We start from the raw sequence: 23,872 nt of genomic DNA, 5'->3' as shown, positions 1-23,872 counted from the left end.
TGTTTTTAGGCCACGCCATGGCGTGGCCCTACGGATTATACAATTACCACCTCAATTTAAACACGGTTTGATTTGGTTTGGAGGTGCAATACAAAGAACCACCATGGGCGCGAATAATTTGTCGGGAATGGCTTAGGCCAACACCGCTGCCATTGGTCTTGGTGGTGAAGAATGGAATAAAAATCTCGTCGGCAATTTCGGCAGGAATTCCCGGGCCGTTGTCAATTACATTGATCTCGCAAATGGGTCCTTTCTTGTTGCAATTCACACTGATCTTTCCATGCTCAGCTTCTCCATTAAAGGCTTCCTTGGCATTCTTCACCAAATTGATAATCACCTGAACAATCATCTGTTCGTCGGCCACAAAATCGAAGGATCGTGTTGGAGTTTGAATCTGCAATTCGCCGGCAAACTCCTCCTTAATTGGTGAAAGCAGAATGCTTAGTCGATCGAAAAACTCAATGGAATTTACACTCCCCAGCATTGGCTTTGGTGGCTTGGACAACATGCGGTACGATTTCACAAAATGGATCAAAGCCTCGCTCATTTCGGTAATCACACCCAAGCCATTAACGGTTTTCCCTACTTCGGTTGCCAGGTTTTCATCTACAATCATTTCTGATTTCTCTTCCCAAATTCGCTTGAGCGATTGTGCAATGGAAGTAACCGGAGCCAGGGAATTCATGATTTCGTGACTCAGTACTCGTATCAGTTTGATCCAGGCATCTACCTCTTTTCGTTCCAATTCTCCACGAATGTCTTGCAGGGTGATGAGCTTAATGTCTTCCTTATGGATTCGGATTACCGAACAGGCCGTATTGATCTGGACCCTTTCCTTAGGGGTAGACAGTTCCAAAACCCGCTTTTGCTTGTTCGAGATTTCGAGCAGTGAATTGGTGAATCGGGTATCGATTCTATTGAGCTGACTGATGTGTGTAAGTGCAGGCAATCCCAACAATTCGAGTGCGGCTGAATTTACATCGGTAATGTGCGTATTTTCAGATAACACGATCACTCCGGTGGATATGTTCTGTAAGATTTCGCCAAAGTACTTTTCCCTGATTCTCGATTTGGTTTGTACTTGCTGCAAAATGCCATTCAGCTCGTTTAAACTATGGTGCAATTCGTTAATAATGCTATTGCCTGATTTTTCGGGAAAGCGAAGTGTTGTATCCTCGTTCTTTATGGCCTTGATAAAAAAATCGATCTGTTTGTGCGTTTTGTTTAAGAATCGAATGAGCTCCCAAACTTCAACAAACATCATCAAACCAAAAAATGAAAGGGACAAATAGGATGTTGTGGCAATGGCATAACCGCATGAAATGGCAGTAGCCAAAAGAATTAGCATTCTAATCCAAAGTGCCAGGTTGTAATTCTTATAGCCCATATTTCTTGATTTTATTGTAGAGTGTTTGACGAGAAATGCCCAACTGTGTTGATACGGCAGAAAGATTTCCAGCATGTTTTTCTATGGCCGAAGCAATCAACTGTGCCTCCATATCTTCCAGGGTTCCGCCAAAGTTTGATACATTGTTCATATCGTCGTTCTTGAATACAAAATCGTTTGCCGTTAATTGCTGAGAATCTGAAAGAATTACCGCTTTCTCGACCGAATGCTGTAACTCTCTAACATTTCCCGGCCAAGGGTAATCTCTTAACTTGGCAATGGCCTGACTGCTTATTTTTAAATTTTTCCCATACTTATCGGCATACTTGTTCACAAAGAATTCTGCCAGTTCCGGGATATCATCTTTTCGGTCGCGCAAAGGTGGTACTTCGATGTGTATGGTATTGATTCTATACAGAAGATCCTCCCTAAAATTGCCATCGGATACCATTTGTTGCAGGTTTCCATTGGTGGCACATATCAGGCGTAAATCAAGCTTAGTTTGGGAATTGTCACCCACCCTGGTAAGCACCCTGTTCTGGAGCACCGACAACAATTTGGCCTGCATGGGCATGGTAAGGTTTCCGATTTCGTCGAGAAAGAGTGTTCCCTTATTGGCAGCTTCTATTTTCCCCATTCTATCGGAATGTGCATCGGTAAAGGCGCCTTTTTTATGTCCAAACAATTCACTTTCGAACAGGGATTCTGCAACCGCTCCCATGTCCACACTCACCATTACTTTGTTCGAACGTTTCGAAAGTCGGTGAATTTCTCTTGCAATTAACTCCTTCCCTGTTCCATTTTCACCAGTGATCAGAACATTGGCATTGGTATCTGCTACTTTTCGAACCATTTTCATGGCACGTTCCCAGGTAGCCGATGAACCAATTAAATCTTTGTTCGATCCGTTGATCTCCTCGATGAACTGCTTCTCTTTCAGCTGCATCTTTTTTAGTTCTCGTTTCGACTGACTTAGCTTACAGGCGGTATCAACGGTAGCAATCATTTTTTCATTGTCCCAGGGCTTCAGAACAAAATCGGTAGCTCCAGTACGAACTGCTTTTACCGCCAATTCAACATCCCCATAGGCGGTAATCATCACAACACTCACGCCTGGATATTGCTCCAGGATCTGGTTTAACCAATAGATGCCTTCGTTGCCATTATTGATACCAGTGGTAAAGTTCATGTCCAGCAAAACAACATCGTAATCTTCAATTTGAAGCTCAGTAAATAAGGTTTTGGGCGAGGATAAACATTTCAGTTTGGCACAGTATGGCGATAACAACAGATCCAATGCACTTAATACGCTTCGGTTGTCGTCAACAATAAGAATATTTGATTTTTTCATATTTGGGCGAATGAGGGATGAGTTTATGTTTGTCCCGATAACTACCGGGAGAGTAATGCGTCTTTCTGTCTTGTTGTTTAAAATAAGCTTTGCTCCTCTAAATTAATCAGCTTTTCAAAATATTAGACATACACTGTCTAAAAATTTTACACACTCCAAAGCTAAATTCTTCTTTCCACACTTGTATTTAGACACTTACAAATTACGGCACAAAGTTCGCAATGGTAAGCCATAATTTTACATGTGTATTATTTAAAAACAATGAATATGATTTCTATTAAAAATTTATCGAAAGTTTTCAGAACAGATGAAATTGAAACTTTAGCCTTAAACGATGTAAACCTAAACATTAGAGAAGGAGAATTTGTAGCCATTATGGGACCTTCGGGTTGCGGTAAATCTACACTTTTAAACATCCTGGGTTTATTGGATAATCCATCGGGAGGTGAATACAATTTTAACAAGACCGAAGTTGCTAATTTGAAAGAGGGACAGCGCACCGATTTGCGCAAAGGAAATATTGGTTTCGTATTTCAGTCGTTCAACTTGATTGATGAATTAAATGTTTTCGAAAATGTTGAAATGCCTTTGGTTTATCAGCGCATCAGCTCCAAAAAGCGCAAAGAAATGGTAAGCAAGGTGCTTGACCGAATGAACATGAGCCATCGTGCAAAACATTACCCTCAACAATTATCAGGTGGTCAGCAACAACGTGTTGCTATTGCTCGTGCGGTAGTTTCCAACCCAGGGTTAATTCTTGCCGATGAGCCTACTGGTAATCTGGATTCAAAAAACGGTCAGGAAGTTATGGAACTGCTTACCGAATTAAACCGCGAAGGAACTACCATTATCATGGTGACTCACTCCATGAAAGATGCAGGATATGCTCACCGAATTATCAACCTATTTGATGGTAAAGTTGTAACTGAAGAAAGTTTGGTAGCGGAGCAGGTATTTTAAATCTTGAAATACCGCTACTGTCTTAACAATTGACACATCTGATCTATTAAAGCTTATTGTCTAAGCCATTAACATTTCTAAACTGATTTATGAATTTCTACAACATTAAAATATCATTCAAAAACTTATTAAAGAATAAGCTGGTATCATCGATTAACATTAGTGGTTTGGTTATAGGAATTACAATTAGTCTGCTTGTTTTCGCCTATGTAAACAAGGAGAAAAATATGGATCAGGAGATTGCGGATATCGAATATACCTACACGCTTTTAAACCAAAAAGATCCTGATATTTCTAGCGCTATGGTTAGACATGTTAGGTCTGAAGTTCCGGAAATAGAAGCTATAACATTTGCAAGGTATACCTGGTCGCCACAAGATTTTCTGAAAAAGGAGAATACAGATTATAAGTTACAAAATCTGCTAATTGCAGATTCATGTTTCTTTAAGGTTTTTCAGTTTAAAGCGGTTTATGGTAATCCTAAAAAAGCTTTAAATACAGCCGATAAAATTGTATTGACTCAATCGGTGGCTAAAAAGATATTTGGCGACGAAAATCCTATAGGGAAAGAGTTGCTATACAATGCCACCAACTTGCAAAATGTAATTGTTGAGGTAGGAGCAGTTATTCAAGATCTTTCTCATCATTGCTCATGGGAATTTGATGCAGTACTATCGCTTGACACCAATTATAAAATTCATTGGTTTAAAAGCAGCGAAGAATATTGGGGTACTCAAAACTACAGTGCTTTTGCAAAAATACCATCTAATATTGATGCTGGAGTTATCAATCGGAAACTTGCCAATATCTCAACCGACAACATCCCGGAAGGATACAAAGAAGATACCAAGTTTGAGATTAAACCGTTTACCGAAGCTTATAATGATTTACCCGAAATTGAGATTTTAAAACATGGCAATCAACTTACCTTAAACATTATACAAATCATAGGATTTTTAATTCTTCTGCTTGCATGTATCAATTACATAAACCTAGTTACTGCACAAAAAATTAAGCGCCTTAAAAATATTGGCATCCTTAAAGTAATGGGAAGTAAAAAGGCCAAAGTAGTTGAGTTAATCGCTGCTGAATCCGCTTTGGTCCTATGCATTACATGTATACTGGTAATTGTATTGAGTAATTTCTTACTGATCGGATTAAATCAGATTACCAATTCGGAATTTACTTTGGCTGAGATTTTTTCAGGATCAAACCTGATAATATTTATTGCGCTGCTTGCTTTTACTTTTGTACTAACCGGAATTATTCCCGGAATAAGATTTAGCAGGACCCAAACTACGGCATTATTAAAAAACACTGTAAATAGCCGCTCACAAAACCATCTGAGAAATGCTTTGCTGATTTTCCAATTTAGCATTACAATCATTTTACTGTGCGGTATCCTCTTAATCAACAAACAAAACAATTACATGAGTGAGTTGGATCCTGGTTTTGATAAAGAACAAATTCTTTATGCTGCCACCAATCCGCAAATAGAGAAAAGTAGTAATGCCTTTAATTCTGAAATTAAAAGAATCCCTGAAATTTCCGATTATACTTATACATCTGGTCCGTTAGGTTACAATCAATCAAATTGGGGACTTAGCATGATCAACAAAGGAGAAAAACAGGAAATTGGTTTTGCCAATCTTTTCGTAAGCCCAAATTTCTTCGATTTTTTTGGAATCAAATTGATTCAGGGCAAACAGTTTAATCGTTATTCAGAGGAAAATGCAGACTGGATCTTTAATGCTACGGCCTTTAAACAATTCAATATCGAAAAACCAGAAGATGCAACAATTCGATACAATGGCAAAGTTGGAAAAGTAATTGCCGAAGTAGAAGATTTTAACCACGAATCCATGCATTCAGCTATTAGGCCAATTGCTTTTAGAAGTTGTGGAGAAACCGATGAGTACATTTATTTCAAAATCAACACCAGCAGTGTTGCCAGTACCAATAGGTGTATTCGTTCCATCAACAAGGTTTGGGAAAATATTTCTCCTAATTTCCCACTGGAAATAAAATACCTTGATGCAAGCTGGGAAGCTTTGTACAAGAAGGAAAAACAATTTCAGCGCATTCTAAATTATGCCACCATAATTTCCATACTCCTATCCTGCCTGGGATTAATCAGCTTGACCTATTTTATTGTTGAAACTCACACCAAAGAGATTGGAATACGAAAAACCAATGGTGCCAAAACTTTCGAGATTGTTAAAATGCTGAATACCGATTTGGTAAAGTGGGTGTTTATTGCATGTATAATTGCCTGCCCTATTGCTTGGTATGCTTTGCACACATGGCTTAGTGGTTTTGCTTATAAAACTGAACTCAGCTGGTGGGTATTTGCACTGGCAGGAATTATTGCCTTGGGCATTGCCTTGCTAACTGTCTCGTGGCAATCGTGGAGGGCAGCAAAGAGAAATCCAGTGGAAAGTTTAAGATATGAGTAGGTAACTATCGCACTCTTGATATTATAGATTCATTGGTTATGAGGCTTGAAAAAAACATACACTAATAACAAAAGCGTAACATCTTGAATAACTTAAAATTCATATATAAAAAGTTGATTAATAATGCATGGCATAATGCCATTATTATTACCAGCACAACCATTGCCTTGGCAGCTATTTTATTCATAGGTCAATACATTTATCAAGAGCTTTCCTATAATAAGTACAGCAATAAAACACAGAATATTTACAGGATTAATTTTGCTTCTGAAGGAAAGGAACATTACAATTCGGAAACAATAGGATCTCTGGGCAAATTTTTAAGTGAAATTAGTCCATATATAACACGAGCCACAAGAGTAACACAATCAATTTACAATGTAAATGTTGATGGTAATGTGTTTACTTCTAAAGTAATTAATGCAGATCCCGATTTCTTTCAATTATTTGATTTCCCAATCCTTACTGGTGATATTGAAACTTTCAGAAAAGTATCAAACAGTGCGATAATCAGTAAATCATTTGCGAAGAAGCATTTTAAATCCACCAACCCCATTGGTAAGATTTTATCCTATTCAGAACCTTTTCAAAATCAATCCAATGAACTGCTTATTACCGGGATTATGAGTGATCTTCCATCGAATCTTACTTTTGAAGGAGATATTGTAACAAACCTTGCTTTTGCTGATAACAAAGCCAAATACAATGAATGGTATTACACCTACGAAAACTATATTGAACTTCCCTACCCCAATATGGTTTCGCATATTGAAGGACAAATCGCCACATGGCTTACAGACAAATTAAGTGAATATGGCATGTCTGATTACTGTTCCAATTACCAATGGGAATTGCAAGGTTTCGATCGAATATACCTTCATTCAGACCACATCACTTATGCTCTTAAAAAAGGAAATTCTACCATCTTAAAAACACTTTCTGGAATTACTTTTTTAATCCTATTTCTGATCCTATTTAATTACTTCACAATAAGCACTGGCTTACACATTAAGCACGCTAATTCATACGTAACAATGAGGTGTTTTGGATTATCAAATCAAGGAATCAGAAAACTATTTATACTTGACAGCACACTCGTATTTCTTCTATGCCTTGTTTTTGCATTTGGTTTATTTTATTCTCTAAATGAATACATTTCAGTTTTTTTGCACACAAAAATTAATAGTAATCCCAAGCTCTTCATTCTTCCATTTGTCATACTATTCTTGGTAATCTCTCTTTCTTATCTACAATATGTATTTGTGAAACCAACATTTTTATCTGCTATCAAAACCAATAAGCAGCATGTAAGAAAGCTACTAAGTATCATTCAAATTGCTGTTTTCATATTCATCTTCATCGTTTTGAGTACAGTATCGAAGCAAATCAATTTTATAAAGAATACGAATTTGGGATATGACTTGGAGAACACGCTAATTACATTGGTTCCTGAGCCTAAAATAGACCTCTTGATAAATGAATTTGAGAACAAACACTATGTAAATTCAATAGCTATTGGCCAAGGAATTTATGGTGACAAACCAGGCAAGGCTACTTTCCTTATAAAAGAAGACAATAATAAAATTGATGCTATTGTTCGACTCGCCAATCATAATTACCTAAATACTTTCAACATCGAATTAGTAAGAGGACGAAACATCAATAAAACAGCTGTACGATCTGGTAAGGAAAAAGAACGCAGCAAATCAATCACCGAAGTCATTGTAAACGAAAGTTTCGCAAAAAAATTAAATAAAAAAGATCCTTTGAGTACCATTATTTACGACAGTAAAGATATGATGATCGGTCAAATCGTTGGTGTATTTAAAAATGTATATCATTCTTCATTTTATGAACCAATTCAACCTCTTGTGCTGGGCAATATGCCTTACCATCAGTCCTCTGTTTTGATCAATGTAAACCATGCTTTCTACCCTAATTTTATTGATGATTTTAAATCCTTCTGCCATAAGCAATCTTTACAAACAGATGTGAACCTGTTGCATAAGAAATTTAAACTCTCGGAAATTTACAAGAAAGAGATTCTACTATTCAGAATGTGCTTATTGGCTTTTGTTGTTGCGATAACAATTCTCTGCTTTGGACTCTTCTCAACGAGCTTGTTTATTTCAGAATCAAAAACAAAAGAAATTGGCATTAGAAAAGCAAATGGAGCCAAAACCTTTGAAATCATGCAAATGCTAAACAAAGACTTTTCTGTTTGGGTGTTAATTGCTTTCCTGATTGCCTCTCCAATTTCATATTACTTCATGAACAAGTGGTTACAAAACTTTGCCTACAGAACAGAACTCAGCTGGTGGATTTTTGCTTTGGCAGGAATCATTGCTTTGGGAATTGCCCTGTTAACTATTTCGTGGCAATCGTGGAGGGCAGCAAAGAGAAATCCTGTGGAAAGTTTACGATATGAATAATTCTAAAAATTAGCAGTATGCTTTGGTATCATTTAAAATTATCGGTATTACGTCTTCTTCATAGCAAGACCTTTTCTGTGACAAACATATTGGGTCTAAGTGTAGGGCTGGCATCATTTTTTGTGCTGTTTGTTCATGTTCAAAATGAAAAAAGCTACGACAAACACATCAATGATCATCAGGAAATTTACAGAGTAATCTCAACTCCATCACACATTGATGATTCTTGGGCCAGAAGTTTAGGGTTTATTAAACAAACCTCCTTAAACTTTCCTGAAGTTGAAAATGCATGCCAATTTTCACACGCTAAACTTGAAAACATTACAATACACGACCAAAATACCATTTCACAAAATGATGTTCTATCAGTAGATACCAATTTTATTCACATGTTTGGTATTGAAAGTATAGTTGGAGATTTATCTGAAATATCAAATCCAGATGTCACATTTGTATCAGAAAGATTTGCCCAAAAGTATTTTAAGAATGAGAACCCAATTGGTCAAACCATTGAAACCGAAAGTTTGCGAGCTAGAGATGGTTCAGGAAAATTTGAAATTGCAGGAATATTCAAAAACACACCAATAAAAACACATTTCAATTGCGAGATACTTCTCTCTCAAAAAGGAAACCTGGAAGAACGTTTTAAGGTTTTAAGCACAAGAAAAATACAATGGGTATACAATTATCTCAAGCTTAAAAAAGGAACCTCTCCAAACTTTATCGCCGATAAAATATTGAATGATTTTAACAAGAGTAGTTTCAGGCAAACCAGAGGGCCAAAGGATTACAAGTTCCAATTAGAGAAACTTACGGATATTCATTTAAAATCGAATCATAGGTTCGAACTTAAAGAAAGCAATACCAAAATAAACATCTACTTGTTCACAATTGTTGCTTTTGTGATTTTGTTTGTATCACTGGTTAATTTCATCAGCTTAATCACGGTCAATCTTTTCAAAAGAGCAAAAGAGTTTGGTTTGAAATCCTCCATTGGAGCTCATAAAAAACATTTGTTGTACCAAATACTAATTGAAGTATTGCTACTTAGTTCAGTTGCTATTTTTATTTCCTTATTTGCAATAGAGTTGATAAAACCTATTATCAGCCAGTATTACGAAATTCAGTTTGATATTTTTTTTAACGAACCAATCATTTATTGGGCCATATTCATCATTTTATTTTGCAGTGGAACACTCTCGACATTGTTTGTACGATTCTTTATTCTGAAAAGAAATTCAATTAGTGAAATCATAAAAGGGCTACTTCCGTTAACAGGAAAGAAGCTTTTGCAACCATTAATGATTTTTCAGATTTTAATTGTAATGGTTCTAATATCCTCCACAATTTTTGTAAACAAACAGATTAACTTCATTTTGGATAAACCTCTGGGTTTTACCAAAGAGAATATTGTTGTTCTCCGGCAAAAGGATTTTAGAAAAGACCCAAATGTTTTTGCCAACGAATTGAGAAAGAACTCCCAAATAGAATTTGTTGGTTTTACAAGACAATATTTTGGATATCCAACACAGACATTTGCTCTTGAAGGATTTGGAATTGAAGGAACAGCTGAGGTGTCATTCTCAAATCTGGATTTTTTACAAACCATGAATATTCCTCTCCTCCATGATTATATCAACAGATCTAAAGATACCATTGAAGGGTTTATCATTAATAAGCATCTGTATGATAGACTAATGGAGAAACACAACAATATAGAAAATCTAAATTCTTTTCGATCGGGCCAGCCATTGGAAGCAGATCAAAGAAGAGTAGATATCATCGGGGTAGTTGACGATTTCAACTACAATTCAGCACATCAACAAATTGGGGATTACATTTTTTATATAAACGAATCTCCAAGTAATGCCAGATTTACTCATATAAAAATTGCTTCTGGAGATATCAGGCCGGCTATGGATTACATCCAATCGGAGTGGGATAAGCATTATCCAGATCAGAAGATGGAGTATTTTTTTATGAATGATAAAATTACACAGCAATACAAATCGGAAAATATCCTTCGAAAAATCTTACTGAGCTTTTCAATTCTTGCTGTTGTAATTGGAATCATTGGCATTAGTGCCCTTTCCTATTTTTCATCGGAACAGCGTACCAAAGAAATAGGGATTAGAAAAACCAATGGAGCTAAAACTTATGAAATCATCAGAATGCTAAACAAGGATTTCCTAAAGTGGGTAATTATTGCCTTTGTTTTGGCATGTCCTATTGCATGCTATGCCATGAATAAATGGCTTGAAAACTTTGCCTATAAAACCAAAATGAGTTGGTGGGTATTTGCCTTGTCGGGAGTCATGGTGATGGGTATTGCATTGTTAACCGTTACATGGCAATCCTGGAAGGCAGCGAGGAGAAATCCGGTAGAGAGCTTGAGATACGAATAAACAAAAACATATCCTTAAATGAAACGTCCATGAGTAAATAATTATTAACTCACACACGAGAATGATTATTTACTCATGGTAAGTTCCATCTGGCAAAAAACATGTAAAAATAAACAGATGAAATTACCAATACTTCTTAAAATTTCGGTTCGTAGTATTCTAAAAAATAAAATACAATCCTTAATAAGCATTCTAGGCTTAGGTATAGGTCTGGGTTGTGTTTTCTTATTGCTTTTACTATTCATACACGAAAACTCTTTTGATCGATCTATTCCGCATAAAGAAAATATTTATAGAATTCTTCGTGGCAACGACTGCAGAACAACATATGAATTAGGAAATACCATTGAAGAGGAAATCCCTGCAATAAAGAGTTTCTTTAGAATTCATCAGCTCAATCAATTTCAATTAAAAGACAATCAAAATAAACTTTTTGAAGAGAAGAATTTGGCTTGTGCAGATAGCAGCATTTATAAGTTTTTAGGAATTCAAATTCTAAAAGGGAAGGCATCCTTATCGAAGGATGAAATTTGTATTTCCTCGTCAATTGCTACAAAGTACTTTGGCAAGGAAAATCCTATTAACCAGACATTAAAAATTAAATTTGATAAGGAGTTTTATGATTTAAATGTATGTGGGGTTTATCACAAAATCTCTACTTATTCAAGTCTGCAACCGAATTTCATTGGCCACATCGACTTGTTAAGTAAATCACTGAACAAAAGCAGAAAACAACTGGGACATTACACTTCAGATGATAATAATTTTAAAGACTGGAATCATTTTGATTTACATACCTATATCCGTTTAAGTGACGGTATTAATCCAAAGGACATAGAACAAAAATTGCAGGTTTATAAGAACAGAACCAGCCACGACAAAAAGAAGGAACTAGATTATAAGTTGCAAGCTATTTCTGATATATATCTGTACTCAAACAATCTAGATGGAAATTTTTATACACGCACAGGGAACCCAAGTGAACTAATCTATTTTCTGGTTATTTCGATATTAATTTTAACCATTGCAATTGTAAATTATATTTTCCTTACCAAGGCAAAAATTGAATTGCGATTAAAAGATCTTGGTGTGCAGAAAGCCATGGGGGCATCAAAAAATAATATTTTTAAACAAATATTGGTTGAATCGAACCTTCTGGCAATATTTAGTTTAATTCCTGCCTCTGTCGTTATGATGTTTGGTATCCCTTTTATCAACCAAACTTTAAATCGAAATATTAACGTTGAGGTACTTTCAATATGGCAAAGCTACATTTCCCTTATAGCAGTACTGGTTATTACAGGAAGTATTGCCGGAGTATTATTGGGGTATCGCATTTCTAAAATTTCGTCGGTTGAATTGATCAAAGGAAAACTAATTAAACGCATAGGCAAAAAGCAATGGAGTAACTCATTTCTCATTGTCCATTTCAGCATATTTATAATCCTAGTTGTTGGAATTTTAGCAATTAAAAAACAATTGAATTTTGCTCAATCAGGATCAAATAACATCAACACCGATAATGTAATCATTTGTGAACTCAACTCCGATGAATTGAGCAGTAAATTCCATATGATTGAAAATGAAGTGAAAAAAATCCCTGGAGTACTAAAAGTTGCCGGATCTTCTTTCATTCCTCCTTTCAAGGATTTTCTGCCTGTAAAACTACAGTACGAAAATGATATCATCCGATTCGATGGATTAATTATGGGGACAGGTATGTTGGATCTTCTGGATATCGAAATAAAAGAAGGGAAAGGCTTGGGTAATTTTCATGAAAGTCGAAGAGAAATGATTTTTAATGAAACCGCTGCAAAAGAATATAACATCAAAGTAGGATCCCTATTCAATGGATTTATGGTGAGAGGAATTGTTAAGGATTTTAATGCTCACTCCTTTCATGCTAAAATCCGACCGATGGTAATTCTGCAACAAGATCCCCAAAAGCTATATCTGTTAGCAGTTAAAACCAATAAAACCAGTCTGCAACAAGTACAAAAAAAGTTAAGTTCTTTTTTTAAAGAAATCGAACCATCTAAAATCATTAACATCTACACTTTACAGGATCAAATTGATAATTTTTATAAGAAAGAAGAACAACAAGTAACAATAATAAGTGCTTTCTCAATACTTGCCATTGCTTTATCCATTATGGGATTATTAGGAATGGTACTCAACTCTATTTCTTTAAAACGAAAAGAAATTGGAATTCGCAAAGCCAATGGAGCCAAAACCCATGAAATAATCAGGATGATAAACTTCAGTTTTATTAAATGGGTTCTATTCGCCTTTATAATAGCTTGTCCCATTTCGTGGTTTGCCATGAACCAATGGCTGCAAAACTTTGCCTATAAAACAGAGCTTAGCTGGTGGATTTTTGTTCTGGCAGGGATCATTGCCATGGGAATTGCCCTGCTTACCGTTTCATGGCAGTCGTGGAGAGCAGCAAAGAGAAATCCTGTGGAAAGTTTACGTTATGAATAAAACCAAACGATTATATATTATGAAACTTAACCTCTTACTATCAATTTTGTTAGTTATTTGTTTTTCGTGTAAAAACAAAAGCATGAAGCTGGATGAAAAAGATTTAACTCAAAAAATTTTAAGTGAAGAAGAAATCTTAGCTCAGAAAGAAGAACTGCGTCTAAAAAAAGAGCAAGAATTAGCCGACTCTTTGGCAAAGTTGCCGAAAGGTTTTCGCTTCGAATCCATTAGAAAAACAGATACATCTCAACCACCAATAGCAATTGATATTGAAAATAGATTAGATAGCATTAAAGAGTTCAAACTATCTGATGTGGCCCAAAGTATTGAATACATTAAAATGCAAAATCTGCCAGACTCTAGTATCGCAAATAAGATCAATTACAAATACTACATGACAGATAAAAACATTGTAGCCTCTAATCTTTATGGCATACATCTGTTTACAAAAAAAGGGGAGTTTAAAAATACAATTATAAAAAACCAACTAAGCGGAGTAAAATACAAAGAGGATCAAAATCAGGTTCTAATTTATTATTCCGAATTTTCCAATATAGGTGGAAGTCCTAATGTTTGGTCAAGAGGAGATCAATTGTATTACAACTACAAAAATACTAATACTGGTCAAAACTATATTATGGAGGTAGATTGCTCCAAAGATTTAATCAACGCGCAGTATCAGTTCAACCCTGAAAATCCATTAGCTGTTTCAGGTGCTGGTAAAGTTTTGGTTGACTTAAACAGAGGACAAAACAAACCATTCAAAGCTCCTTATCCAAACGGTATGTCTTCATTCACTCCTCAATATAATTACGAGCAAATAGGTGTTTTCAGTCCTGACCGTAACACTTATTTTTCAAGAAGAAGCAGAAAGGGCAACATGTTGGAAATTTTCAATACCCAAGGAGACACTTTAGCTGAATTTACCAAATTTGAGCGTTTGGTAAATTTTAAACCACGTCTTATTCGAGGTTTTGATTATGGAACTCAATATGAAAAAGCTGGGAATTATTATTTCAGATCGGATTATAACGATACCATTTTTAAAGTGATTCCTCCCAACATTCTAAGACCTGTATATGTTATCAAGCTGGGGCAGCATAAAGTTAGCAAACAAGATGCCAGCCATCCTAAGTTTGATCTTAAAGGTAAAATTGTACCAAACCAATGGGCAGACGGTAACAATTATATTTTTATTGGCCTAATCATGGATGATAATTATTGTCCGAACGCAATTAAAAGAAAGAGCATTAAACTGCTTTATGCACTTTACTCCAAGAAAAATAAACAATTACACTTTGTAAAATCAGATCCTTACAATTACGACAACCCCATACTCGAAAACGACATTGATGGTGGCTTTTCTGTTTGGCCTAGTTCCTACATGATAAATAGAGAGGGAAATATAATGGTTTCGCTACTTGGAAAGGATATCAAGGAGAAAGTTGCTTCTGATGAATTTAAAAATTCAACAGCTCCTGCTGCCAACAAAGAAAAGCTGATACAGCTGGCAAAAAACTGCTCAGATACCGACCAAGTGCTAATGCTGGTTAAATAAGTTCGATTAACAACCATCTACATGAAATATAGCTTCAAAATCATACTCCAATTAATTCTAAAAAAACCTGTTTTAAGCATTATTAACTTCACAGGTTTTACCATAGGAATTTTAGCTTCATTGCTAATTTATTTATGGGTTTACGATCAAAGTACTTTTGAGAAATTTCATTCTGATTACAACAGAATTTATCGGGTTTTAACACTATCGAAACAAGGCGAGGATATTATTAAGTCGGCGGCTTCATACCAACCAATTGCAGAGACCATTAAAAAGGATTACCCACAAATTGAGGCTGCCACATATTTGTATGGATCATCAGAAGATTCCCCATTGCAGTTCGAGAATGGAAAAAAGATTGAAGCGAGAAAATTCTACACCAATACTGATTTCTTTAAAATCTTTGATGGCTTTAAATTTCTGGAAGGGAATGCCGAAAATGCATTCAAACATAAATCAAACATTGTGCTTTCCGAAGAGGTTGCACGCAAACTTTTTGGCAACTCTTCGGCTTTGGGCAAAAAAATAGTAAGTGATAAATACGGTGAAAACATTTACACGGTTAGTGCAGTTTTAAAAATTCCAAGAAATACGCATATTGATTTTGGATACTTATTGTCTGAAGACAATCTAAGTATGTATCATACAACAAATTCATGGAAAGATTCCTATTGGATTAGAACCTATATCAAGCTTTCAGCCAATGCTGAAATCGACAATTTGTTTCTGAATCGAATCAGCAATCATGTTAGCAGATATTCCAATAAAACAGACAAGCTATTGTTTCAGCCTATATCCGAAATTCATCTTCATTCTGATTACCGAACCAACATGCTTGATAATAATATCAGCAATTATAAATATGTCGTGATTTTTTCGGGCCTGGCTTTGCTAATCCTTATCATGGTGATTTTAAACTTTACCATTCTGTCTACGGTAAGTTATTCTGAACAAGCCAAAGAAATTGGAATTCAAAAAGTAAATGGTGCAAAACGACACAGCTTGCTGTTACAGTTCATGATGAATTCTTTCCTGCAGACTTTTGTGGCTGCATTTTTCGCAATTGGTTTGGCATTTTTATTACTGCCAAAATTCAATCTTCTAACAGGACAGCAATTGCAAATCAATCTATCGATGCAACTGCTTACTTACTTGTGCATGCTAATTGTATTTACAGCAATAGCTGCAGGTTTGTATCCTTCCATTTACCTGTCGAAATTGAATCCTGTTCAGATATTAAAAACGAAAAACTACAATGGTGGAAATATTGGGCTGATGAATTTGCTCATTGTTATCCAATTTACGATTGCCATTTTTTCCATATCAGTTTCAGGAGTGTTTATGAAGCAATTTCATTTCATAACGACCAAAGATTTGGGAATCAACCACAGCAACATGCTGGTTGTTCCTACAGGCTTATGGTACGATAGCAATTCCTTCAAAAATGAACTTTTGCAAAACCCGAACATACTCTCAGCATCGGCAAGTACTTATGCTCCAATGTATGGAGGTTTTCGCTCAAGTTTTGTTATCGACAACAAAGGAGCAAAAGATAGTATTCAGGCAGTTATTCTTCATGTTGACGATGAATTTGCAAAAAATTACGAACTGAAACTCACAAAAGGTGAGTTCTTAAATATGAACTATTCTGCTTATTGGGAAGAAATGAAAAAAAAATCGGATGATCACACTTTTTCATTTCCTGTAGTCATAAATGAAAGTGCCGAAAAACTATTGGGCTTTGACAATCCAATTGGTCAACGAATTGGAAACAACGAAATTGTTGGTGTAGTTAAGGATTTTCATTTCAAATCATTGCACCACAAAATTGAACCTTTGGTGCTAATGAATTCTCCTGAAAATATCATGACAATGAACATCAGGATTTCCAATCACAAGCGTAAAGAAAGTATAGCCTTTATTCGCGACACTTACAAAAAGCATCGTGAAGGAAGAGAATTTTCTTTTCAATTTTTCGATGATTTATTGAAAGCTGAATACCGCAATGAGAACCACTTGAAAAATACAACCAAAGCATTTACCATTCTTAGCATTATCATTAGTATACTTGGCATGCTTGGTATTGTTGGCTTTGTAGTGCGACAGAAAACCAAGGAAATTGGAATCAGAAAAGCCAATGGGGCCAAAACCTACGAAATCATACAAATGCTTAATTTCAAATTCCTAAAATGGGTAATTCTTGCTTTTATTTTGGCATGTCCGATTGCCTGGTATGTGATGAACATCTGGCTTCAGAATTTCGCCTACAAAACAGAATTAAACTGGTGGATTTTTGCATTATCAGGAATCATTGCCATTGGCATTGCAATACTAACCGTTACTTGGCAATCGTGGAGAGCAGCGAAGAGAAATCCCGTGGAAAGTTTGAGATATGAGTAACGGAAACTCACTATTAATTAATTATTTTAAAATCCCTCAAATATGAAAAGTAACATACATTATGCATTTCGAAATATTCTAAAGAACAAATTAAATTCTATTATTTCGATAGTAGGTTTTACTGTTGCATCTACCTGTCTTCTCCTAATATACTTGTATTTAACGCAAGAATTTCATTACAATAATTTTCATGTAGAGGGAAATAAAATTTTCAAACTTAACTATACGCTTACCTTTGAAAATGGAATTAAAGAAGATGATGCACTACTCGATTACCAATTATCAAAAATTATAAAAGAAAAAATTCCTCAAGTAGATAAGTGCACCGCAATTAGAGGGTCACACGGACCTACTATCATATTTCAAAATCACAATTTAGAAGAAAACATTTACCTTACCGAACCAGATTTTTTTAAGATTTTTACATTCAAATTACTTCTGGGAGATCGTGATCGATTGTTCCAAAATCCGAATGAGATTGTGATTACCCAAAGCCTGGCAAATAAATTTCAAGCAATTCATTCGTGCCGTATTGATTCATTAATTGGATTACAGGTTCAATTTCCAAAAATTGAAAATCAGTCGTTTGTTATTTCAGGAATCATGGAGGATCCTCCAAAAAATTCGAGTATTCAGTTTAGTGGTTTGATACCTTATAAATATGCCAACGATAAACTTCCATGGTCAAATACTTTCTTCGGGAAATCATCAGTATTTTATAAAATAGACAGAACCGAAAATGCCAAAATAGCTGAAGAATTGGTAAGCAAAACAGTGGTAGATTTTTATCAAGAAGCGATCAAACTATATCAATCAAAAAAATACCTTGCTGAAACCAGTGATTGCTTTGTTCCTTTTTCATTACCTCTAAAAAAAATATACTTAAACGATAAGAAGAATGATTACGAAAAAACCAACAATAAAAATAGTTTGTACATTTTATCTGTTGTAGGCTTCTTTATACTATTTGTTGCCTGTAGTAATTTCATAATGCTCACTTTGGGGCAAACCTTAAGAAATGTGAGCAACATTAGCATTAGAATGACTTTGGGAGCTAAGCCAAAGCATATATTTGCTCAATTCTTTTTCGAGAATATTATACTTACTCTTATCGCATTTGTACTGGGTATACTTTTAACTTATGAGTTATTGCCTGTAATGAAAATATTAACTAAAAACGAGGTCTATCTTGAACTTATTAACATACCTGGTTTCCTTTTGTTTTTAGTAACAACAATTCTTCTAATTACTTTAATCACTAGTCTAATTCAAGTAGTTAAACTACAGAAAAAATACAAACAACAAATAATCTCCAAAGGGGATACTCAAAATAAAAAAATTGGCCCATTTCAATCTTTTGTCATGCTGCAATACACTTTGTCCATTATTCTTATTGCATTAAGCATTGGAATAATAAAACAAACACAGTTCATGAAAAACAAAAAATTGGGATTTTCTTCTGATAATGTAATTAACCTTAGAGTATATCATTTGAGTGAAAAAGAAAAGCGAACCCTAAGTGATTACATATCTGCATATCCTGGAATAACATCTCATTCTTTTTCAGATCGAAATTATGTGAGTGGCAGATCAATGGGATATGTTCAAAATTCTAATGAAGAAAATGTTGAAGCTCGATTGTTATATGTGGATCACAACTATATCTCAACATTAAATCTTAAAATTATACAAGGGAAAAACTTTAAACCTGAACTTCCGAATTTTGAATCGGTGATAGTAAATCAAAAACTAGCGTCTTTCATCAATCCGGAAGGTGAAATCGTAAATGAAACCATCTCCATAGATGGACAACAACATAGAATTATAGGAGTCATTAACGATTTTCATTTCGATTCTACCAAAGAGACAATTAAACCTCTTGCGTTAATTTTAAGAGCCGATTTCGGCAAGAGAAGTAAATTTGCTTTCCTAAAATACAAAGCAGATAAGAAGGCTGAGACCATTCAGTTTATAAAAAACACTTGGGATAAAGTTGCTCCTAACAAGGAACTGGATTACAAATTCTGGAATGAACAGTTAAACGCAAGATATCAAAACGAAGAAAGATGGAGTTTAATTATAACCTACTCGGCCATTATAGCATTATCATATCATCTTTAGGACTATTTGGCTTAACCATTTTAATCATTAACAAGCGAATTAAAGAAATAGGGATACGCAAAGTTAACGGAGCTAAGACAAAAGAAATCTTAAGTATGTTGAATGGTGAGTTTATAAAATGGGTTGCATTTGCTTTTGTTATTGCCTGCCCCATTACCTATTATATCTTGAACAAATGGCTGAATAACTTTGCTTACAAAACAAATATTAGCTGGTGGATCTTTGTTTTAGCAGGAATCATTACCGTGGGAATTGCCTTACTAACAGTATCATGGCAATCGTGGAGAGCAGCAAAAAGAAATCCGGTGGAATCGCTTCGCTATGAATAAACCTATTCAATTAACAATGATTAATTAAGAATTATCAATTGGTTGAACTTACAAGTCTGGAGCTATTAATGATGGAATACAGTATCTTTAATAGCTCCTGATTATCTTTATTCAATGATTTGAAAAGTTTTTCATCTATATAATCTGTATCCTTAAGTAATCTAATCCAATAATTGGTTTCTCTGGCTTCTTTATAGGCAATAGACATTTTAGCAGTAAAATCTTTTTTCGAAATCCCGCCAATTGCCTCTTCAACATTGGCTCCTATAGAAGTACCACTTCGAAGTAACTGTTTGGAAAGCACAAATTCCTTTTTCTCTTTATTGAGATACTGACAAAGCTTAACTATTCTAATTGCAAATTGATACGATTTCTCAACAATAATATTCTGATACTTCTTTTGAGTCATTCTAATTCTTAATTATACATTGATCATTGCTAATTGTTATTTGTTCATTGTCTAGTGCGTTTGTACCAGGTAATCTCTTCGCCTTGATACATGAATTTATCTACCAATTTCAATCCTAGCTTATCAAGTACTTTTTGTGATTTTTTGTTGCTTACCAAAGTCATGCTGCAGATTTCTTTGATATCCAGCTTTTCGAAAGCATATTCAATGGCTGCCCTGCTTGCTTCGGTAATGTAGCCTTTGCCCCAATATTTGCGCAGTAAACGAAAACGCAAATCGTAATAATTGCTGTATCCGTTCAACTCTTCTTTTTCGAGTTTAAAACCTGTCCAGCCCATAAATTCGTGCGTTTCTTTATCGATAATTGCCCAACGACCAATGCCATTTTCTTTGTATTGGTGAATGATATTTTCAATCATCTTTCTACTTTGGTTGATGTCTCTAATCGGTTTTCTTCCCAAGAACTTATAAACCTCAGGATCGGAATCCATTTCAAACATTTTTTCATCATCTTCAGGAAGTATTTCGCGTAGGTAAAGTCGGTCGGTTTCAAGTATAATATTCATTTTTTCATTTTAAAATTTGATTGAATATTTAATCTCGTACAATTCTGCGAGTTGTGCAAGTTTTTCTCTATAATGATTCTAATTTAGAAACACCGATAGGTTTACCACCAAGAACTCCAAGGTTTTTCACAAAGGACTCAAAGTGATATTCCTAAAGAATATCTTATTATAATCCAACACAAGGGAAACTGAACACAAAGATGCAGTGTATGATCTGCGAATTCACAAAGCTACCGGAAAATAAGCGTTTAAAAATAAAAAAGCGACAGCTCTTACGAACCATCGCTTCAATATTATTAATTAATAATTACTCATTATTAATTGCTCAAACGTGTTTCAAAATATCCTCCAAATTCTCGAATCTGGTTTTGTAATCGTTCATCGATCTACTGATTACCTCATGTGCTTCTTCAACACCATAAGTATGTGTAATCTCAGCCTGACGATCCAATCCTGGCATATCCTTATAGGTTAAGAAGTAGTGTTTCAAACGGTCAACAATTACATCAGGCATGCACTTGATATCAGTAAACTGGCCGTAAGTGGCATCGTTAATCAAAACTGCGATAATTTTATCATCCGCCTCGTTGCCATCAATCATTCTAAATCCACCAATCGGACGAACCTCTGCGATAATATCACCGTGAGAAATCGACTTTTCAGTAAGAATACAAATATCCAATGGATCAGCATCACCTTTTATATTTGGTTTGCCCGACTGTTCGCTACAATATTCTCCAACAGAATCACCACAATAGGTTTGTGGTAAAAATCCGTATAAGGCAGGAATTACATTTGAGTACTTCTGCGGACGATCAATTTTAAGATATCCGCTTACCTTATCTACCTCGTATTTAACTGTATCTGTTGGAACCATCTCGATAAATGCCATTACCGATTCTGGTGCATTATCTCCGATATCCAATCCATGCCATGGATGCGACTTGTATCGCAAGCCCATTAATCTTGCAATCGGATCATTTAATTTGTTTCCCATAGTAAGTGTTTCTTTGTAAGTTTCGTTTTGGCACAACGAACTTTATTCATTTGGTATAAACAAATGTAGTAAAACCATGTAAAAATCTACCCAGAAGTCTTTTTCTTTTCTGTTAAATCATGAAATTTGAGTGTTTTCCGTCAAAAGTTGGTTGCCATTTGTGTCAAAGTACTTCAGAATCTTTTAATTTTCTGGAACCAAGTATTTAGAAATGTCCTCGCTTAGCATCGTGAGGATGCTAAGCGAATTTTCTAATGCGAATCATTGAGAGCCTCACAACAAGTGAGACCCTCATTATTCATTACTAATTGATCATTGTTAATTGTTAATTGTTAATTGCCAATTGTCATCACCCACCCCAGCCATCGCGATCCAAACTTCTATACTGAATGGCTTCAGCCAAATGGTCGCTTTCTATATTTTTCGAGCCCGCCAAATCGGCTATGGTTCTCGAAACTTTCAGGATTCTATCGTAGGCACGAGCCGAAAGGCCCACTTTCTCCATGGCGGTTTTTAGCAGTTGGTTTCCTGCCTCATCGGGCTGGCAATATTTGCGCAACAGTTTGGAACTCATTTGAGCATTGCAGTGCATACCTTCCTCTTCTTTAAATCGTTCTTCCTGAATTTGTCGGGCTTGCTCTACCCTTGCTCTTATTACTTCACTTTTTTCCGATAATTGAGTATCCGATATCTTGTCGAAAGTAACCGGAACCACTTCGATATGAATGTCTATTCTGTCCAAAAGCGGACCACTAATTTTACTCAGGTATTTTTGTACCATTCCCGGAGCACACAAACAATCTTTCTCCGGATGATTGTAATATCCACAAGGGCATGGATTCATGGAGGAAATCAACATGGTACTTGCCGGGTAATCTACCGTGAACTTGGCTCGGGATATGGTAATGGTTCTGTCCTCTAAAGGTTGACGCATTACCTCCAAAACGGTTCGCTTGAACTCGGGCAACTCATCTAAAAACAACACCCCATTGTGCGATAAACTTATTTCTCCGGGTTGCGGATAAGTTCCACCACCGACGAGCGCAACATCCGAGATTGTGTGGTGCGGAGCCCGAAACGGACGCTGTGTCATTAAGGAGCTGTCCTTCTCTAAAGTTCCTGCTACGGAATGTATCTTGGTTGTTTCCAAAGCTTCCTGCAAACTAAGCGGTGGCAGAATGCCTGGAATTCGTTTTGCCAGCATGGTTTTTCCTGCGCCCGGTGGGCCAATCATGATGATATTGTGGCCTCCGGCTGCAGCAATCTCCAAAGCTCTTTTCACATTCTCCTGCCCTTTAACATCGGCAAAATCGTGAGGAAACTTATTCAGGTGGGCGTAAAACTCCGCTCTTGTATCTACCTGGGTAGGTTGAATTTCTAGATCTCCTTTTAAAAATCCAATCACTTCGCTAATGTTATCGGCGCCATAAATTTTCAACTTGTTCACAACGGCTGCTTCCCGGGCATTTGCTTTGGGGAGAATCAAACCTTCGAATCCTTCCTCTCTTGCCTGAATCGCCATGGGTAAAACTCCTTTTATGGGTACCAAACTGCCATCGAGCGATAATTCCCCCATAATCACAAACTTTTCCAACTTGTCGCAGGCAATCTGCTCGGTTGCCGTTAAAATTCCAATGGCAAGGGGTAAATCGTAAGCCGATCCTTCTTTTCGAATATCGGCAGGAGCCATATTGATGATGATTTTTTTCCCTGGAATTTTGTAGCCTACCTCGCGCAAAGCGGAGTCGATTCGCTGCTGACTTTCCTTCACTGCATTATCGGGCAATCCTACAAGGGAAAAGCGTACGCCAGGAAAAACATTTACTTCAATGGTAATTGTGGTGGCATGAATACCGTATACGGCACTTCCATAAGTCTTAACAAGCATAGTTTGATAATATTATATAAAAAGAATGACTTTATGAATATAACAATAATCCACAACTCATCAAAACATAATTCCAATTACAATACTACAAATAGGCTTGAAAATGAATATTTTTCCAATTGAGAAGTC

The 23,872-nt window shown here is 35.7% G+C and carries 15 protein-coding genes; 9 read left to right on the top strand and 6 right to left on the bottom strand.

Annotated features, from left to right (window positions below; genetic code table 11):
- Nucleotides 1–43: 43 nt before the first annotated feature.
- On the bottom strand, nt 44–1,387 hold the full coding sequence (locus JCM15579_RS05065; protein WP_054716655.1) for a sensor histidine kinase: 1,344 nt from the start codon (nt 1,385–1,387) through the stop codon (nt 44–46).
- Nucleotides 1,377–2,738: a sigma-54-dependent transcriptional regulator gene (locus JCM15579_RS05060; RefSeq protein ID WP_054716652.1), complete on the bottom strand. Its 1,362-nt coding sequence runs from the start codon at nt 2,736–2,738 to the stop codon at nt 1,377–1,379. The genes JCM15579_RS05065 and JCM15579_RS05060 overlap by 11 nt, the downstream gene beginning before the upstream one ends.
- Nucleotides 2,739–3,005: 267 nt before the next feature.
- Between JCM15579_RS05060 and JCM15579_RS05055 the strand changes: the two genes are divergently transcribed.
- From JCM15579_RS05055 to JCM15579_RS05015, 9 genes are all read left to right on the top strand, one after another.
- Nucleotides 3,006–3,698: an ABC transporter ATP-binding protein gene (locus tag JCM15579_RS05055; RefSeq protein ID WP_054716649.1), complete on the top strand. Its 693-nt coding sequence runs from the start codon at nt 3,006–3,008 to the stop codon at nt 3,696–3,698.
- An 89-nt stretch (nt 3,699–3,787) separates the two neighbouring features.
- Nucleotides 3,788–6,154, top strand: coding sequence for an ABC transporter permease (locus JCM15579_RS05050; protein WP_054716646.1), 2,367 nt, complete (start codon nt 3,788–3,790; stop codon nt 6,152–6,154).
- 83 nt (nt 6,155–6,237) lie between these two features.
- Nucleotides 6,238–8,586 carry an ABC transporter permease gene (locus tag JCM15579_RS05045; protein ID WP_083464547.1) on the top strand — a complete coding sequence of 783 codons (2,349 nt, stop codon included), beginning with the start codon at nt 6,238–6,240 and terminating at the stop codon, nt 8,584–8,586.
- A 17-nt stretch (nt 8,587–8,603) separates the two neighbouring features.
- Nucleotides 8,604–10,991, top strand: coding sequence for an ABC transporter permease (locus tag JCM15579_RS05040; protein ID WP_054716640.1), 2,388 nt, complete (start codon nt 8,604–8,606; stop codon nt 10,989–10,991).
- A gap of 117 nt (nt 10,992–11,108) precedes the next feature.
- On the top strand, nt 11,109–13,475 hold the full coding sequence (locus JCM15579_RS05035; RefSeq protein ID WP_054716637.1) for an ABC transporter permease: 2,367 nt from the start codon (nt 11,109–11,111) through the stop codon (nt 13,473–13,475).
- Between the two features lie 82 nt (nt 13,476–13,557).
- Nucleotides 13,558–15,033, top strand: coding sequence for a DUF4933 domain-containing protein (locus JCM15579_RS05030; protein ID WP_054716634.1), 1,476 nt, complete (start codon nt 13,558–13,560; stop codon nt 15,031–15,033).
- A gap of 21 nt (nt 15,034–15,054) precedes the next feature.
- Nucleotides 15,055–17,433 carry an ABC transporter permease gene (locus JCM15579_RS05025; protein ID WP_054716630.1) on the top strand — a complete coding sequence of 793 codons (2,379 nt, stop codon included), beginning with the start codon at nt 15,055–15,057 and terminating at the stop codon, nt 17,431–17,433.
- 42 nt (nt 17,434–17,475) lie between these two features.
- A complete protein-coding gene (locus JCM15579_RS05020) occupies nt 17,476–19,554 on the top strand; it encodes an ABC transporter permease (protein WP_054716627.1) in 2,079 nt (692 codons plus the stop codon).
- Complete coding sequence (locus tag JCM15579_RS05015) at nt 19,500–19,883, top strand: ABC transporter permease (RefSeq protein WP_054716624.1); 384 nt, start codon at nt 19,500–19,502, stop codon at nt 19,881–19,883. Before JCM15579_RS05020 ends, JCM15579_RS05015 begins: the two co-directional genes overlap by 55 nt.
- A 34-nt stretch (nt 19,884–19,917) precedes the next feature.
- Here JCM15579_RS05015 and JCM15579_RS05010 read toward each other — a convergent pair whose 3' ends face one another.
- From JCM15579_RS05010 to JCM15579_RS04995, 4 genes are all read right to left on the bottom strand, one after another.
- Nucleotides 19,918–20,292 carry a four helix bundle protein gene (locus JCM15579_RS05010; protein ID WP_054716620.1) on the bottom strand — a complete coding sequence of 125 codons (375 nt, stop codon included), beginning with the start codon at nt 20,290–20,292 and terminating at the stop codon, nt 19,918–19,920.
- A gap of 44 nt (nt 20,293–20,336) precedes the next feature.
- Nucleotides 20,337–20,858 (bottom strand): GNAT family N-acetyltransferase, encoded by a 522-nt coding sequence (locus JCM15579_RS05005; protein WP_054716617.1) that lies wholly within the window; start codon nt 20,856–20,858, stop codon nt 20,337–20,339.
- A 325-nt stretch (nt 20,859–21,183) separates the two neighbouring features.
- Nucleotides 21,184–21,855 (bottom strand): inorganic pyrophosphatase, encoded by a 672-nt coding sequence (locus JCM15579_RS05000; protein ID WP_054716614.1) that lies wholly within the window; start codon nt 21,853–21,855, stop codon nt 21,184–21,186.
- 349 nt (nt 21,856–22,204) lie between these two features.
- On the bottom strand, nt 22,205–23,743 hold the full coding sequence (locus JCM15579_RS04995; protein ID WP_054716611.1) for a YifB family Mg chelatase-like AAA ATPase: 1,539 nt from the start codon (nt 23,741–23,743) through the stop codon (nt 22,205–22,207).
- Between the last annotated feature and the right edge of the window lie 129 nt (nt 23,744–23,872).

The sequence above is a fragment of the Marinifilum fragile JCM 15579 genome (assembly GCF_001310955.1).
Classification (GTDB): Bacteria; Bacteroidota; Bacteroidia; order Bacteroidales; family Marinifilaceae; genus Marinifilum; species Marinifilum fragile.
This window is presented reverse-complemented; position numbering and strand designations above follow the sequence as displayed.